This is a genomic window from Kitasatospora sp. NPDC088351 (genome assembly GCF_040685575.1).
Classification (GTDB): Bacteria; Actinomycetota; Actinomycetes; order Streptomycetales; family Streptomycetaceae; genus Kitasatospora.
The window spans coordinates 107209-123020 of the sequence record NZ_JBFBIL010000007.1; the positions used below are offsets into that span (position 1 = coordinate 107209).

Genomic DNA, 15812 nt, shown 5'->3' on the forward strand with positions numbered 1-15812 from the left:
TTCACGCGCTGTCTCCGTCCTGGTCGGCCGGTGCGGCCGGCTTCTCGCTCCCGGTCCCGGGCTGCTCCGCGCCGTCCGGTTCCGCCGCGCTCCCGGGCTCGTCGTGCGCGGGCACCGGCGAGTGCCAGGGCGCGTCGGCGGACCGGGTACGGGCGGGCGCCGACCGCTCCGGCTTCGGCTCGGCGTCCTCGGCGGGCTCAGCGGGCGCGGCAGCCTCGGCGGGCTCAGCGGGCTCAGCGGGCTCAGCGGGCTCAGCGGGCGCAACGGGCTCAGCGGATGCGGCAGGCCCGGCGGCCTCGGCGGCCTGGCTGACCGACCCCTCGCCGACGGTCCTGGTCCGCCTCGGACGATCCGCCCGCACCGGCGCGGCACCCTCGGCCGCGGGCGTGCCCTCGGCGGCACCCTCGCCGCCCTGGCTGACCGACCCCTCGCCGACGGTCCTGGTCCGCCTCGGACGATCCGCCCGCACCGGCGCGGCACCCTCGGCACCGGCCGCACCAGCACCGGCCGCCGCACCGGCCGCGGCCCGCGGCGTACGCGCCGCCCCCGCCGCCCGCGCGCCACGCGCGGGCCGCTCGGCGACCGGCGGCAGGGTGCCCTTGAGCGGCCCCCACTCGTTCGGGTCCGGCACACCGGCCGGCTGCATCTTGCGTCGCGCCGGCCCGTCGCCGTGGTCGGACTCGCCCGGCTCCTTGGCACCCGGCCAGGCCTTGGCGACCCGGGCCGCGAGGACGAACTCCTTGCGCAGCGGGTACCCCTCGAAGCCGTCCGGCAGCAGCAGGGTGGCCAGGTAGGGGTGCCCGGGGAAGTCGATGCCGAACATCTCGTGGGTCTCGCGCTCGTGCCAGGCGGCACCGGCGTACACCGCCACGGCGGTCGGCAGCGCGGCCTTGTCACGCGGTACCCGGGTGCGCAGCACCAGGTGGCGCACGCCGGGGGCTTCCGGGGCGGCCAGGTGCGCGACCACGGAGAAGCCCTCGGCCAGCTCGTCGACGGCGCTCAGCCAGTCGAAGAAGGCCAGGCCCAGCCCGTCCCGGGCGGCGGTCAGCGCCTCGATCCAGTGCTCGGCGGGCACGTCGACGGTGATCAGCCCGTATGCCTCGGCGCCGGTGGCCCACTCGCCGACCGACGCCGCGTACTGCTCGGCGGTGCTCATGAGGCCCCTCCCTCGGGTGCCGGGCCGGCCACCAGCGGACGCCGCAGCGCCGCGGCGGGCGCGGCGTAGCGGGCGGGCAGCGATTCGGCGGCGATCTTCTCCTGGAGTTTGAGGATGCCCTGGAGCAGCGCCTCCGGCCGGGGCGGGCAGCCGGGTACGTAGACGTCGACCGGGATGATCTGGTCCACGCCCTTGGTGACGGAGTAGGAGTCCCAGTACGGGCCGCCGGAGTTGGAGCAGGCGCCGAAGGAGATGACGTACTTCGGCTCGGGCATCTGCTCGTAGAGGCGCTTGACGGCGGGCGCCATCTTGTCCGTCACCGTCCCCGAGACGATCATCAGATCGGCCTGGCGCGGCCCGGGCGCGAACGGAATGACACCCATCCGGATGAAGTCGTGCTTGGCCATGGACGCGGCGATGAACTCGATCGCGCAGCAGGCCAGGCCGAAGTTGAAGCACCAGAGGCTGTAGCGGCGGCCCCAGTTGAGCACGACCTTGACCGGGTCCGGCGCGAGCCTGGCCAGCGGGCCGATACCGTGCGGCTCGACCGCGGCGCCGGGGCGCGACGGGTCCGGGAGGCCCAGCGGGACGGGGCCGCCGGCGGCGCCGTGCCCGTGCGAGTGGTTGTGCGTCACGTCCATTCCAGAACGCCCTTCTTCCAGGCGTAGAGCAGCCCGACCGCGAGGAAGCCGATGAAGACGAACATCTCGATCAGCGTCCCGGCGCCGTACCCGTCGGCGGCGAAGACGGTCGCCCACGGGAACAGGTAGATCGCGTCGACCGCGAAGATCACGTACAGGAAGGCGTAGACGTAGTAGCGGACCTGCGTGTGCGCCCAGTCCTCCCCCACCGGGTCCACGCCGCACTCGTAGGCGAGGAGCTTCTCCGGCGAGTACACCACCGGCCGCAGCAGCCGGTTGGCGGTGAACGCCACGGCGACGAAGAGCACGCCGACGACGGCGAGCAGGCCCATCGCGGCATACGCGTCGAAGTAGCCGCTGCCGACCGCCGGGTCGGCCGCGGCGGCAGCCGCCTGCTGCCCCTCCATGCCTTCGCCTCCACATCGGCCGTGAAAACCGCCCTACAAGGCAGTTCTACGACGTTTCTTTACACGGTCATAACCATCGCCAATGCGTGAGTCTAAGTGCACGGCTCCCCACCCCCGCACCCCGCCCGATCCGCAAGACGGCCGGTGGACAACCCGTGGACACCCCGGCGCCGCGCGGCGGTCTCCCCCGAAGGTGGGGTTAACCCCCGCCCGGGGAGACGTATCACCCCCATGGCCACGCCCCGCCCCCTCCGGGGAAGCTTGGACCACCAGCTCGATCAAGAGGGACGGTAGATCCAGATGAAGCCTCTGCACCGCCGCGCCGCGGATGCCATCAGAGAGCAGGACGCGCGCATCGGACGTGCCCCGCTGTACGGCGCGCGGATGTGGAAGCAGGCCGGGCAGCTGATGTTCAACCTGCCGCTCGGCATCATGGGGTTCGTCTTCACCTTCGCGATGCTGAGCATCGGGCTGGCGCTGTCGATCACGGTGGTCGGCCTGCCGCTGCTGGCCGCCGGGCTGGCCGGCTGCCGGGGCCTGGGCGCGTTCGCCCGGCGCCGGGCCCGGTCCGCGTACGACTCCGGCGTGACCGAGCCGGAGCCGGTGCGCCGGACCAGGCCGGGTGCCATGGGCTACGCGGTCGCCCACCTGACCGACGCGCTGAGCTGGCGCTCGGCCCTGTACAACATCCTGCTGCTGCCCTGGGGCGTGCTGAGCTTCACGGTGACACTGATCTGTGTGATCGTCGGCTGGCCGGTCCTGCCGTGGGTGGTCCGCTTCCAGGCCGCGGTGGACCGGATGCTGGTGGAGCTCCTGCTCTACCCCGGCGCGCTGTCCGAGCGGGTGCGCGAGCTGGAGGACGACCGCGGCACGGTGGTCGACACCGCCGCCGCCGACCTGCGCCGGATCGAGCGCGATCTGCACGACGGCGCCCAGGCCCGGCTGGTGGCGCTGGCGATGGATCTGGGCCTGGCGAAGGAGCGGCTGAAGGAGACCGAGACGCCCGACGACGTGGCCGCCGCCGCCAGAATGGTCGACAACGCGCACGGCGAGGTGAAGCTCGCCCTGCAGGAACTGCGCGACCTGGCCCGGGGCATCCACCCGGCGGTGCTCACCGACCGCGGCCTGGACGCGGCGCTCTCCGCGGTGGCCGCCCGCTGCACCGTGCCGGGCGGGGTGCGGGTGCAGGTCGAGCTGAAGGGCGACGACGGCGCCGTGGAGCGCCCGGACTCGGCGGTCGAGGGCATCGCCTACTTCACCGTCAGCGAGCTGCTGACCAATGTCTCCAAGCACTCCGGTGCCCGCACCGCCACGGTCGACGCCTGGCGGGCCGGTGACCAGCTGATGCTGCTGGTCCAGGACGACGGCAAGGGCGGGGCCGCCGCCTACCCGGGCAGCGGCCTGGCCGGTCTGGCCGAGCGGGTCCGCGCGGTCGACGGGGTGTTCCTGGTGGAGAGCCCGGACGGCGGCCCGACCACGGTGACCATCGAGCTCCCCTGGCGGACCCGCACCGCCCGCCGCTGACTCCGGGCGGCGCGAGCCCGCCGGTACGCCGAGAGCCGGGACCTCGTCGAGGCAGTGACGAGGTCCCGGCTCCTTCCGCCCGTACGGCGGCCGGCCCGCGCGGCCCTTGCGCGGCTGCGGGCCGGCCGCCGTACGGGGCCTACGGGGTGGCCAGGGTGCCCAGGGTGACGTCGGCGGTCCTGCTCTGGCCGTCCCGGACGTAGGTGACGGTGACCTTGCTGCCCGGGGTGAGCGAGGCCAGCGCGGTGGTGAGCGAGTTCAGCGAGTCGACCGGGGTGTCGTCGATCTTGGTGATCACATCCCCGACCTGGAGGCCCGCCGCGGCGGCCGGGCCGCCGGAGGTGACCGCCACGATCGCGGCACCCGCCGGGCGGAACTTCTGGTCGAAGAAGGTCCGCGCGGTGATGCCCAGCGCGGCCCGGCCGGAGTTGGTGACCTTGCCGTCCTTGATCAGCTGGTCCGCGATGCTGGTGATGGTGGACGCCGGGATGGCGAAGCCGATACCGGGCGCGGCGGCGCCGTTGGCCTCGGGCTCGGTGGCGGCGAGCGTGTTGATGCCGATCACCTGGCTGTCCAGGTTGACCAGCGCACCGCCGCTGTTGCCCGGGTTGATCGCGGCCGAGGTCTGCACCATGTTGCCGATGGTGGCGCCCGGAGAGGCCCCCTCGTTGGGCTCGGAGACGGTCCGGCCGGTGGCCGAGACGATGCCCTGGGTGACGCTGCTGGAGAGCCCGAGCGGGCTGCCCATGGCGAGGGTGATCTGGCCCAGCTCGACCTTGGTGGAGTCCCCGAAGGTGGCCGGTTTGAGATCCTTCGGCGGGCTGGACAGCTTGATCACCGCGAGGTCGGAGTCGGGGTAGCTGGCGACCAGGCTGGCGTCGAGGGCCTTGGTGCTGTTGGCCAGGGTGACGGCGAAGGTGCCGGCGGTGCCGACCACATGGGCGTTGGTGACGATGTCGCCCTTGTCGTCGTAGACGATGCCGGAGCCGAGGCCGTTGGCGGTGGTGATCTGCACCACCGAGGGCAGGACGTCGGCGATCACCTTCTGGTACGCGTTCTGGAGCTGGTTGCCGTTCGCCACGGACGACGCCGAGGCGGACGCCGGGGCCGAACCGGTCGCCGGGGCGGCCGACGAGGAGGAGGACGAGCCGCTGCTGCATCCGGCCACCACCAGTGCCGCCAGCGCGGCGGCCACCCCGGGGACGACCAGGCGGGCGGTGAGCGGCACGCGCCCGGCCGGGCGCGGCCGGACCGGGAACGGGCGGGTGGCTTCCTTCTTGCGGTTCACCTTGGCTGCCTCCGATTCCATCGCCACACGGGGGTCACCCGGATCGCAGGTTTCCCACTACAGAGATCTTTGTCAGCATTTCACCGATATGCCCGAATCTGAGGCCCGACTCGCCCGGCACCCGGGCGCCTTAGGATCGGGGCCATGACTTGGTTGATCACCGGTGGCGCCGGATACATCGGCAGGCACGTGGTGCACCAGCTCGTGGCGGCCGGCGAGCGGGTGGCCGTGCTGGACGACCTCAGTACCGGTGACCCCACCCGGCTGCCGCCGGGCGTCGCCCTGGTCGAGGGCTCCACGCTGGACCGGGCCGCCCTGGACGCGGCGATCCGCGCGCACGACGTGCGGGGCGTCCTGCACTTCGCCGCGAAGAAGAGGGTCGGCGAGTCGGTCGAGCGGCCGTTCTTCTACTACCGGGAGAACCTGACCGGCCTGCAGAACGTGCTGGAGGCGGTCGCCGAGGCGGGCGTACGGCGCTTCCTCTTCTCCTCCTCCGCCGCCGTCTACGGCATGCCGGACACCGAGCTGGTCACCGAGTCCGCGCCCTGCGCGCCGATGAACCCGTACGGCGAGACCAAGCTGGCCGGCGAGTGGCTGGCCGCGGCCGCCGGCCGGGCCCACGGCATCTCCACCGCCTCCCTGCGCTACTTCAACGTGGCGGGCGCGGCCTCGCCCGAGCTGTCCGACGAGGGCGTGTTCAACCTGATCCCGATGGTCTTCGAACGGCTCACGGCCGGCCGGGCCCCGCAGATCTTCGGTGCCGACTACCCGACCCCCGACGGCACCTGCGTACGGGACTTCATCCACGTCTCCGACATCGCCTCGGCCCATGTGGCGGCCGCCCGGCGGCTCGCCGCCGACCCGCCCGGCGAGACCTCGCTGGTCCTCAACATCGGCCGCGGCGAGGGCGTCAGCGTCAAGGAGATGCTGGACGTGATCGGCCGGGTCACCGGCTACGACGCCACCGGCGAGATCGCCCCGCGCCGGCCGGGCGACCCGGCCCGGGTGGTGGCCTCCGCCGAGCTGATCCGCCGCGAGCTGGGCTGGAGCGCCAGGTACGGCGTCGAGGAGATGGTCGCCTCGGCCTGGGAGGGCTGGTGCGCCCGCCACCCGCGGGCCCGCCGGCGGTAGCCCCGCCCGCAGGCCCGCCCGCCCGTCAGTGCGGTGGCACCGCCGTGCCGTAGAAGGCGTCCAGCGCGTAGACGCAGCGGTCCTTGCTGCCGACGAACACCCGCCCGCCGACCGCCACCGGTGAGCCGGTCAGCTCGCCCTTGGTCCCCAGCTCCCAGCGCAGCTGACCGCTCGCCAGGTCCAGGGTGTGCAGCGAGTGGTCCCGGCTGCCGAGGTGGACCAGGCCGTCGGCGACCGCCGGGGAACCGACGATCTCGCCCCGCGCGGTGTAGCGCCAGCGCTCCCGGCCGGTGGCCGCCTCGAAGGCGTACAGCACCTCGCCGCTGGCCAGCAGTGCCAGGCCGTCGCCGACCACCACCGGCTCGGCGCCCTGCCGGTTGCCGGTGACCCCGCGCCAGCGGTCCCGGCCGGTGGCCGCGTCCAGCGCGTACACCGTGCCGAGGTAGTCGGCGACGTACACCGCGTCCGCGTCCAGCGCCGGCGGGGTGAACAGCACCACCGGGGCCTCGAAGCGCCAGCGCTCGGCGCCGGTCGCCGCGTCCAGCGCGTACACCCGGGTACCGGCCGTCACGTACAGCACCCCGGCCCGCTCGGCCGGGCGGGAGGGCACGTCCTCGCCGACCGGGAAGGACCAGCGCAGGCCCGCGCCGCGCGGGTCCACGCAGCGCAGCCGCCCGCCGCCGTAGTAGTACGCGGCACCCGCCACCAGGGCCGGCCCCGACTGCGGGTTCTCGTAGTTCTGCTGGGCGTCGTCGGCACGCCACAGCTCGGCGCCGCCGGCCGCCGAGCGCAGCCGCACCCCGCCGCCCCGGATGCCGCAGCAGAGCACGCCGTCGGCGGCGTCCAGCGAGTACACCCAGCCGTCCAGCGAGCTGCGCCAGCGCTCGGTGCCGTCCGCCACGTCCACCGTGTACAGGTGCGGGCCGTCGGCCGCGTGCACCCGGCCGGCGTCCACCGCGAGCGCCCAGGCCACGTCCAGGGTCTTGTAGCGGCGCTGACCGGACGCGATGTCGAGGGCGTGCACCTCGAGGCTGGAGACGAAGAGGGTGCCGCCGGCGACCACCGGGGTGCCCCAGACGTCGCTGGACATCCGGAACCGCCAGGGCCGCCAGCGGGCGGCCGGCACCGGCGGCGGGGTGATCCGGCGGACCCAGTCGGTCTCGGCGGGCGCGTCGCCCGGCCCGGCCTGCTCGGCGCGCGGCCCCGGGCCTATCCGTACCGAGGCGCCGGACAGCCGCACCTCGGCGACGTCCTCCGCGGCACCGGGGGCACGGTGGCGGCGGCGGGCGGAGATCTTCTCGGTGGCGGCCTCGGCGTCCGCCCCCCGGTGGACCGGCGCGGCGTGCACCGGCCCGGCCGCGAGCGGGGCGTGCGGCCCGCCGGGATGCCGGGTGCCCGGGCCGTCCTGGCCGGGGCGTTCCAGCGACACCGGCCGCTGCGGCGGGTACCCGTACGTCGGAACGGCCTGCGGCGGCTCGGCCGGGCGCAGCGGCGCGGTGCCCGGCGGTACGGCGCCCTGCGGTACGGCGCTCTGCGGCGGGACACCCTGCGGCGGGACGGCCGGCGCGGAAGCGGACGCCGACGGCACCTGACGGCGGCTGCGCTTGCGCTCGATCAGCTCCAGCGCGTTGGGAGGCAGCCAGTCGCCCGCCTCGCCGGAGGCGTCGTCCCGGGAGAACAGGTGCGGGGCCAGTTCGGCCTGGATCTGCGCCGGGGTCGGCCGGTGCTCGGGCGACGGCCGCATGCAGGCGCGCACCAGGTCCACCAGCTCGGCCGGCAGGCCGGAGAGGTCGGGCTGGTCGCGCAGCAGCTGGAAGACCGTCTCGACCGGGTTGCCGCCCCGGTAGGGAGGGTGTCCGGTGGCGCAGAACACCAGCAGCGAACCGAGCGAGAAGACGTCGCTGGCACCCCTGACGCTGCGGCTGTCGCGGGCCTGCTCGGGCGACATGTACGCCGGGGTGCCGACGGCGACGTTGGTCATGGTGAGCCGGGTGTGCGAGACACCGGCGGCGATGCCGAAGTCGATCACCCGCGGACCGTCCTCGACCACCAGTACGTTGGAGGGCTTGAGGTCGCGGTGGATCAGCCCGACGGCGTGGATGGACTGCAGTGCCTCGGCGATGCCCGCGATCAGCCAGCGCACCGCGCCCACCGGCAGCGGCCCGCACTCGCCGACCAGGTCCTCCAGGGACGGCGCCGGGACGTACGCGGTGGCCAGCCAGGGCACCCGGGCGTCGGCGTCGGCGTCCACCACGGCCGCGGTGTAGAAGCCGCCGACGGTCTTGGCGGCCGCGATCTCCCGGGCGAAGCGGACCCGGAACAGCTCGTCCTCGGCCAGCTCGCCCCGGACGGTCTTGATGGCCACCCGCCGGCCGGACGCGGAGCGCGCCAGGTAGACCAGCCCCATCCCGCCCGCGCCGAGCCGCCCCAGCACCTCGAAGGGCCCGATCCGCCTCGGATCGTGCGCCGTCAGCTGGTCCACTCGCTGCCACCTCCCCGTCTTCCGCACCCGCCGCGGGGTGCCGGACCCGATTCTCCAATGCCGCCCGGGTCATCTCCAACCTCCCCCGCTCTGATCCGGCCCGGGAGCGGCCGTCGGCCGGCGGCCGCTCACCGTCCGGTCAGCGCCTCCGGAACGGCCGGATTCTGACGCCCGCTCCGGCTGCGGCTTGCGTGCGACACGCCCGGAACTTTTTCGCGGGCCACGTCACACCCGGCCCGCGATCGTCACGCTCTGTCACTCGATCACCCCTCAGCGGACTCGCCGTCACGCTGTGGGGTCATAAGCACACGGGGGGGCTTCAACAGAGCCTCCGGGGGGTGATGAATATCCGTCCAAAGTGCTTCACGCCCCCTATACCAACCCCCGGGCGGAGTAATAGTCGCATCACCGAATCGCGCCAAGATCGTGCCACGGTAAGCTGACGGCATGACAGGACAAGTTCGCACCGTCGACGGTCGCGTCGCCGGGCGACGCGGACAGGAGACGCGGCAGAAGCTGCTCGACTGCCTCCGCGAGATGCTCAGCACGTCGCCCTATCGGGACGTCAAGGTCATCGACGTCGCCCGTATGGCGGGTACCTCCCCCGCGACCTTCTACCAGTACTTCCCGGATGTCGAGGGCGCTGTCCTCGAAATCGCCGAGGAAATGGCCAAGGACGCCGACACCCTCAAAGAGCTGGTGGCCGGAAAGTCCTGGGCAGGGAAGTCCGGCTCGGCCACTTCGGAAGAACTGGTCGACGGATTCCTCGCCTTCTGGCGCAAGAACGACGCCATTCTCCGAGTGGTCACGCTCGGTGCCGCCGAAGGGGACAAGCGGTTCTTCAAGATCCGCATGACGGTCCTCAACGCGGTCGCCAAGCCGCTCACGGAGGCCATCAAGGAACTCCAGGCGAAGAACCAGGCGGACAAGTCGCTCGACGCGGCCGCCGTCGCCGGATCCCTGGTCTCGCTGCTCGCCTCGGCGGCCGAGCACCAGAAGGCCTTCACCTCCTGGGGCGTCAAGGTCAAGGACCTCAAGCCCAGCCTCGCTCCCCTGGTGTACCTGGGTGTCACCGGCAAGAAGCCGCCCAAGTAGACCGATCCGCCTACCCACCCATCCGCTCCGCGCGCAGCCCCGGCCTCCTGTCCGGGGAACGGCGGACGGCGGCCGTGTCCTCGGGGGAGGTCCGCCGACGTACCGCAGCGCGCCAGACATGCCGGTGGGCGGGCGCCCCTCACAAGGGGTGCCCGCCCACCGGCATGTGTGCGTCCGTGGCCGTAGAGGGCCCTCCAGGGCTCTCTAGGGGCAGCGCACGACCTGCCCGGCGTACGCCAGGCCGCCGCCGAAGCCGAAGAGCAGCACCGGGTCGCCGGGCGACAGCTCGCCGCGCTCGACCAGCTTGGAGAAGGCCAGCGGGATGGACGCGGCCGAGGTGTTGCCGGACTCCACCACGTCCCGGGCGACCACCGCGTCGGGGGCGCCGAGCTTGGCGGCGATCGCGTCGATGATCCGGAGATTGGCCTGGTGCGGCACGAAGCCCTTGAGCTCGGACGGGTCGATACCGGCCTGCTCGCAGGTGCGGCGGGCCAGCGGGGCGATCTGGGTGGTGGCCCAGCGGAAGACCGACTGGCCCTGCTGGCTGATCACCGGGTCCCAGCCGGTGATCACCACGGCATCGCTCTTCTCCGGCTCCGAACCCCACACCACCGGGCCGATACCGGGCTCGGCGCCCTCCTCCTGGGCCTCCACGACCGCGGCGCCGGCGCCGTCACCGAAGATCACACAGGTGGTCCGGTCGGTCCAGTCGATGGTGTCCGACATCCGCTCGGCACCGATCACCAGCGCGAGCCGCGCCGCGCCGGCCCGGATCGCGTGGTCGGCGGTGGCCAGCGCGTACGAGAAGCCCGAGCAGACCGTGTTGATGTCGTAGGCGGCCGGGGCGCGCACACCGAGGCGGGCGGCGACGGCGGCAGCGGTGTTGGGGCTGCGCTCGACCGCGGTACAGGTGGCGACCACGATCAGGTCGACGTCGGAGGCCGACCGGCCGCTCTTGGCCAGCGCCTTCTGGGCCGCCTCGGTGGCGAGGTCGACCAGGGTCTCGCCCTCGGCGATGTGCCGGGTCCGGATCCCCACCCGGCTGCGGATCCACTCGTCATCGGTGTCGACCAGCACCGCCAGGTCGTCGTTGCTGAGGACCTTCGGGGGCTGGTAGTGGCCGAGTGCCACAATGCGCGAACCGCTCATGCTGCCACTCAACCGGGTTACCCGCTGGTCCGCGGGGCGCGACCGGCTACAGGATCCGCCCCCGGAACCTGTAGGAGGCCAACAAGGACCGTTGGGGGGACTGGGGCCACGTCCCCCGGCCGGGAGCGGGTCAGACGGCCAGCGAGGCCGCGTCACCCATCACGATCACCGGATGGGCCGCCGGATCGAGGGTGCGCAGCAGCTCGGCCATCTTGTCCTCGGGGACGGAGACGCAGCCGTGGGTGGGGCCGCCGTGGTCGACGTGGATCCAGATCCCGCCGCCCTTGGTGGAGCCGCTGGGACGGCGCGGGTCGAGCGGCGAGTTGCCGGGCACCCGGTTGTAGTTGATCGCGACGACGTAGTCGAAGGAGCCGGCCAGCGGCTCGCCGGCGAAGCCCCGCCCGGAGACCACGAAGTTGGGGTCCTTGTCGTACGGGAGCCTGCTGCCCGGGTCGGCGTTGCGACCGCCCGCGTCGGTGAGCGAGAAGACGCCGATCGGGCTGCGCAGGTCGCCCTCGTTGTGGTCGGTGGTCCAGCCCTTGTTGGCGTTGTGGCCCTGCCAGCTCTCGCCGGCCAGCCAGCGGCCCTCGGGGGTGCGGGTCCAGAGCGTCACGGTGGTCTTGTTGGCGTCCCGGCCCTGGCCGGAGGCGAGCACGACCTGGGTGGTCTCGGCGGGTATCCGGGCCGTGAAGGTGGCACCGACGCCGGGTATCGCGGCGACCGAGCCGTCCGTCCGGGCCTCGCTGCGGGTGACGGCCGGTGCCCCGGTGTGCCGGTCGGCGGCGGGCTGGGCGCCGGGGACGGCGGCCGGGGAGGGCTGGTCGGGGGCGGCGACGCCGTCGGGGCCGGGGCCGTCGGCGCTGGTCACGCCGGGCTGGGCGGAGTCCTGGCCGACGGTGTACCAGCCGGCGGCGGCCGCGAGCAGCAGCGCGGTACCGGCGGTCACGGCCCGGCCGTGGCGCTTCTTCTTGGGCTTGCGCCGGTGGCCGCGGGCCGCCCTGGGCTCCACCGGCACGGCGGCGGGCGCGGTGTCCGCGACCGGTCCGGCCTGTCCGGGTACCGTGCCGGCCTCGGTGTGGACGGGCTCGGTGTGGACGGGCTCGGTGTGGACGGGCTCGAACGGCTGGTCGTACGCCTCGTAGTCCTCGTGGGCCGGGTACGCGTCGTAGGCCCCGGCCGTGTGGACACCGTACTCACCGGCCGGCCGGGGCGTGCCGTGGTCCGGGTGGACCGGCTGCCGGTACACCCCGGAGAACTGCTGCGGCGCCCCGTACGCCGGCTCGGGCATCGGCTCGTACGGGGGGTACGCGGTGGCGCGATGAGAACCGGACATGCGGCCGATCCTGCCAAACGAGGGGGCCGATAGGAAACCCGGGGCGCTGTACGAGCCCGGTGAAGAAAACGCCTCCCGAGCCCGGTACGGGGCTCGGGAGGCGGAGAACCGCTGGTCAGAGGCGGATCGTCAGAGGCGCATCGCCTGCGGGGTCTCGCGACGCGTCAGGTCGGGGCCGTCGTACTCGCGGATGATCTCGTAGCGGGTGTTGCGCTCCACCGGGCGGAAGCCGGCGTCCCGGATCAGGTCGAGCAGGTCGTCGCGGCCGAGCTTGTTCGGGGTGCCGAAGTTGTCCGCGTCGTGGGTGATCTTGTACTCGACCACCGAGCCGTCCATGTCGTCCGCGCCGTGGCTGAGCGCCAGCTGGGCGGTGGTGACGCCGTGCATCACCCAGAAGACCTTGACGTGCGGGACGTTGTCGAAGAGCAGCCGGGAGACCGCGAAGGTCTTGAGCGCCTCGGCGCCGGTCGCCATCTCGGTCCGGGCCATCAGCTTGTTGCGCACGACGCCGTCCTTGGAGTCGTGGAAGTCGTGCTGGTAGCGGAGCGGGATGAAGACCTGGAAGCCGCCGGTCTCGTCCTGGAGCTCGCGCAGCCGCAGCACGTGGTCCACCCGGTGGCGGGGCTCCTCGATGTGCCCGTACAGCATGGTGGCGGGCGTCTTGAGGCCCTTGCTGTGGGCGAGGCGGTGGATCCGCGACCAGTCCTCCCAGTGGGTGTCGTGGTCGACGATGTGCTGGCGGACCTCCCAGTCGAAGATCTCCGCGCCGCCGCCGGTCAGCGACTCCAGACCGGCGTCGATCAGCTCGTCCATGATCTCGTCGGCGGGCAGGCCGCTGATCTTCTCGAACCAGTGGATCTCGGTGGCGGTGAAGGCCTTCAGCGAGACGTTCGGCAGGGCCGCCTTCAGCTCCCGCAGCGAGCGCGGGTAGTAGCGCCACGGCAGGGTCGGGTGCAGGCCGTTCACGATGTGCAGCTCGGTGAGGGAGTCGACCTCCATCGCCTTGGCCAGCCGGACGGCCTCCTCGATGCGCATCGTGTACGCGTCCTTCTCGCCCGGCTTGCGCTGGAACGAGCAGTACGCGCAGGACGCGTTGCACACGTTGGTCATGTTGAGGTGGCGGTTGACGTTGAAGTGGACGACGTCGCCGTTCTTCCGCGTCCGCACGTGGTGGGCCAGCCCGCCCAGCCAGGCCAGGTCGTCGCTCTCGTAGAGCGCGATCCCGTCCTCGCGGGTCAGCCGCTCACCCGCGTAGACCTTCGCCTCCAGCTCGCGCTTGAGCCCTGCGTCCATGCGGTGCCCCGCCTCCTCCGACTTCGATTCCTTGCCGGAACGAGCGTACGCCTATGCCGACAGCAGCTCGGCGAGCAGTACCGGTTCGATGTTGCCACCGCTGACCACGGCCGCCACCATTCGTCCGCCGACGGCGTCGGCGCGGTGGAAGTACGCGGCCGGGGCGACGGCTCCGGACGGCTCGGCGACCAGCCGGCCGCGCCGGGCCAGCAGGGCGACGGTGGCGCGGATCTCGTCCTCGGTGACGGTGACGATGTCGTCCACGTACGCGGTGAGGTGTTCGAACGGCAGCTCCCCGACCGAGGGGGTGCGCAGGCCGTCCGCGATGGTCCGGTAGGTGTCGGCGACCGGCCAGCTGAGCCGCCGGCCGGCCCGGAAGCTGGCCTGGGCGTCGGCGGCCAGCTCCGGCTCGACCCCGACGATCCGGACGCCCGGGCGGGTGAGCTTGAGCGCGGCCGCCGTCCCGGAGATCAGGCCGCCGCCGCTGACCGGCACCAGCACGGTGTCCAGCTCGGCCGGGGCGTCCTCGGCGATCTCCAGGCCGACCGTGCCCTGGCCCGCGATGATGAACGGGTCGTCGTACGGCGGCACCCAGACGTAGCCGTGCCGCTCGGCCAGTTCGGCGGGCACCGTGTCGCGCTCCTCGGGCGACACCAGGACCACCTCGGCGCCGAACGAGCGGGTGCCGTCGACCTTGACGGCGGGCGAGGTGTCCGGCATGACGATCACGGCCTTGATCCCGAGCAGCCCCGCCGCGTACGCCACCGCCTGCGCGTGGTTGCCGCTGGACTGGGCGACCACGCCGCGGGCCCGTTCGTCCCCGGTGAGCGCGGCGAGGCGGTTGTAGGCGCCCCGGGCCTTGAAGGCGCCGGTCGGCTGGAGGTTCTCCGGCTTGAGCCAGAGCCGGCGCTCGCCGTCGCCCGCCCAGGGGGCGGGGACCAGCGGGGTGCGCACCGCCACCCCCGCGATCCGCCGCTGGGCCGCGCGCAGCTCCTCCAGGCCGACCAGTGCCATCGCCGTTACTCTCCTTCGACCAGGGGGAGTTCGCTCACCCGGTTCTCCCACTTGGTGGAGAGTACGACGGTGGTGCGGGTACGGGCCACGCCCTTCGTCCCGGAGATCCGCTTCACCACCGACTCCAGGCCCTCCACGTCGGGGACCCGGACCTTGAGCATGTACGAGTCGTCCCCGGCGATGAACCAGCAGTCCTCGACCTCGCCGAGGTCCTTCAGCCGGTGCGCGACGTCCTCGTGGTCGGCCGCGTCGGTGAGTTGAAGGCCGATCAGGGCCGTGACGCCGAAACCGAGCGAGGCCGGGTTGACCGTCGCGCGGTAGCCGGTGATGACACCGGCCTGTTCCAGCCGGTTGATCCGGTCCGTCACGCTCGGGCCGGAGAGGCCCACCAGTCGGCCCAGCTCGGCGTAGGACGCACGGCCGTTCTCCCGGAGCGCCTGAATGAGCTGTCTGTCCACCGTGTCCATATACCGTCCGCGTCCTTCCGAACCTCGCCAGACCCACAGATCATTATCCGGATTCCAAGGCGCTATGCGCGGACCAACCCGGATATCGCAGAGAACATACTCTCCCGTCACCGGGCTCCCCACTCCCCCTCACGCGTCGCGGCCGTCCCGGCGGGCCGCCGCGCCCAACTCGCCCTCCCAGCGGAGGTACAGCGAGTGCGGCACGCCGACGGCGTCCAGCACCCGGCCGGCGACGAAGTCGACCAGCTCACGGACGGTGGAGCCGCCGGCGTAGAAGCCCGGCGAGGCGGGGAGCACGACGGCGCCCTGCGCGTCCAGTTCCACCAGATGCTTCAGCGTCACCCCGTTGAGCGGCGCCTCCCGGACGCACACCACCAGCGGGCGGCGCTCCTTCAGGGTGACGCTGGCGACCCGCTGCAGCAGGTCCTTGCTCAGCCCGAGCGCGATCCCGGCCACCGCCCCGGTGGTCGCGGGGACTACCAGCATGCCCTTGGCCGGGTACGAGCCGCTGGACGGACCGGCCGCGAAGTCCCCGGCCGGCCAGTAGCGGACGTCGTCGAGGTCGTCCGTGCCCAGCCACCGCGCGAGGTCCTCGCGCCAGTGCGCGTCGCGGAAGGAGATGCCGGTCTCGTCCAGGATGGTGAGCCGGGCCGCGCGGCTGACCACCAGGTCCACCGCCTCACCGGCGGCGAGCAGCGCCCGGATCACGGAGGCGGCGTACGGCGTCCCGGACGCGCCCGAGACCCCGACCACCCATGGCTGACGTACCGGCTGTTTCGCTGTTCCCATGGCCCATTTCTATACGGCCCCACCCGGAGCGGCTCCATCCGGA

Annotated in this window: 14 protein-coding genes; 3 read left to right on the plus strand and 11 right to left on the minus strand. The window is 73.1% G+C overall.

The window, feature by feature from the left end; translation table 11 throughout:
* Position 1: 1 nt before the first annotated feature.
* Genes AB0P06_RS07930 through AB0P06_RS07940 form a run of 3 tightly spaced genes read right to left on the minus strand, consistent with a single transcriptional unit; the run spans position 2 to position 2204 of the window.
* Positions 2–1156, minus strand: a complete 1155-nt coding sequence (locus tag AB0P06_RS07930) for an NADH-quinone oxidoreductase subunit C (protein ID WP_363605924.1) — start codon at positions 1154–1156, stop codon at positions 2–4.
* Positions 1153–1797 carry an NADH-quinone oxidoreductase subunit B family protein gene (locus tag AB0P06_RS07935; protein ID WP_363605925.1) on the minus strand — a complete coding sequence of 215 codons (645 nt, stop codon included), beginning with the start codon at positions 1795–1797 and terminating at the stop codon, positions 1153–1155. The genes AB0P06_RS07930 and AB0P06_RS07935 overlap by 4 nt, the downstream gene beginning before the upstream one ends.
* Entirely contained in the window at positions 1788–2204 is a 417-nt protein-coding gene (locus AB0P06_RS07940; protein WP_363605926.1) for an NADH-quinone oxidoreductase subunit A, read from the minus strand. The genes AB0P06_RS07935 and AB0P06_RS07940 overlap by 10 nt, the downstream gene beginning before the upstream one ends.
* Before the next feature lie 384 nt (positions 2205–2588).
* Here AB0P06_RS07940 and AB0P06_RS07945 point away from each other — a divergent pair, with 384 nt between their 5' ends.
* Positions 2589–3728 carry a sensor domain-containing protein gene (locus AB0P06_RS07945; protein ID WP_363606057.1) on the plus strand — a complete coding sequence of 380 codons (1140 nt, stop codon included), beginning with the start codon at positions 2589–2591 and terminating at the stop codon, positions 3726–3728.
* Positions 3729–3867: 139 nt separating this feature from the next.
* Here AB0P06_RS07945 and AB0P06_RS07950 read toward each other — a convergent pair whose 3' ends face one another.
* Complete coding sequence (locus AB0P06_RS07950; protein WP_363605927.1) at positions 3868–5037, minus strand: trypsin-like peptidase domain-containing protein; 1170 nt, start codon at positions 5035–5037, stop codon at positions 3868–3870.
* A gap of 123 nt (positions 5038–5160) precedes the next feature.
* Between AB0P06_RS07950 and galE the strand changes: the two genes are divergently transcribed.
* Positions 5161–6147, plus strand: a complete 987-nt coding sequence (gene galE / locus AB0P06_RS07955) for a UDP-glucose 4-epimerase GalE (protein WP_363605928.1) — start codon at positions 5161–5163, stop codon at positions 6145–6147.
* A 25-nt stretch (positions 6148–6172) separates the two neighbouring features.
* On the opposite strand, the gene AB0P06_RS07960 is transcribed toward galE, so the two are convergent.
* Positions 6173–8629 carry a PQQ-binding-like beta-propeller repeat protein gene (locus AB0P06_RS07960; RefSeq protein WP_363605930.1) on the minus strand — a complete coding sequence of 819 codons (2457 nt, stop codon included), beginning with the start codon at positions 8627–8629 and terminating at the stop codon, positions 6173–6175.
* A gap of 447 nt (positions 8630–9076) precedes the next feature.
* Between AB0P06_RS07960 and AB0P06_RS07965 the strand changes: the two genes are divergently transcribed.
* Positions 9077–9724, plus strand: a complete 648-nt coding sequence (locus AB0P06_RS07965; protein ID WP_363605931.1) for a TetR family transcriptional regulator — start codon at positions 9077–9079, stop codon at positions 9722–9724.
* Positions 9725–9928: 204 nt separating this feature from the next.
* Here AB0P06_RS07965 and AB0P06_RS07970 read toward each other — a convergent pair whose 3' ends face one another.
* From AB0P06_RS07970 to AB0P06_RS07995, 6 genes are all read right to left on the minus strand, one after another.
* A complete protein-coding gene (locus tag AB0P06_RS07970; RefSeq protein WP_363605932.1) occupies positions 9929–10873 on the minus strand; it encodes a beta-ketoacyl-ACP synthase III in 945 nt (314 codons plus the stop codon).
* A 130-nt stretch (positions 10874–11003) separates the two neighbouring features.
* Positions 11004–11741 carry a L,D-transpeptidase family protein gene (locus tag AB0P06_RS07975; protein WP_363606059.1) on the minus strand — a complete coding sequence of 246 codons (738 nt, stop codon included), beginning with the start codon at positions 11739–11741 and terminating at the stop codon, positions 11004–11006.
* Positions 11742–12335: 594 nt separating this feature from the next.
* Entirely contained in the window at positions 12336–13499 is a 1164-nt protein-coding gene (gene mqnE / locus AB0P06_RS07980; protein WP_363605933.1) for an aminofutalosine synthase MqnE, read from the minus strand.
* A 51-nt stretch (positions 13500–13550) separates the two neighbouring features.
* On the minus strand, positions 13551–14513 hold the full coding sequence (locus tag AB0P06_RS07985; protein WP_363605935.1) for a threonine/serine dehydratase: 963 nt from the start codon (positions 14511–14513) through the stop codon (positions 13551–13553).
* Positions 14514–14518: 5 nt separating this feature from the next.
* Complete coding sequence (locus AB0P06_RS07990; RefSeq protein ID WP_363605937.1) at positions 14519–14980, minus strand: Lrp/AsnC family transcriptional regulator; 462 nt, start codon at positions 14978–14980, stop codon at positions 14519–14521.
* Between the two features lie 129 nt (positions 14981–15109).
* Positions 15110–15769: a UbiX family flavin prenyltransferase gene (locus AB0P06_RS07995; RefSeq protein ID WP_363605939.1), complete on the minus strand. Its 660-nt coding sequence runs from the start codon at positions 15767–15769 to the stop codon at positions 15110–15112.
* Positions 15770–15812 lie beyond the last annotated feature (43 nt).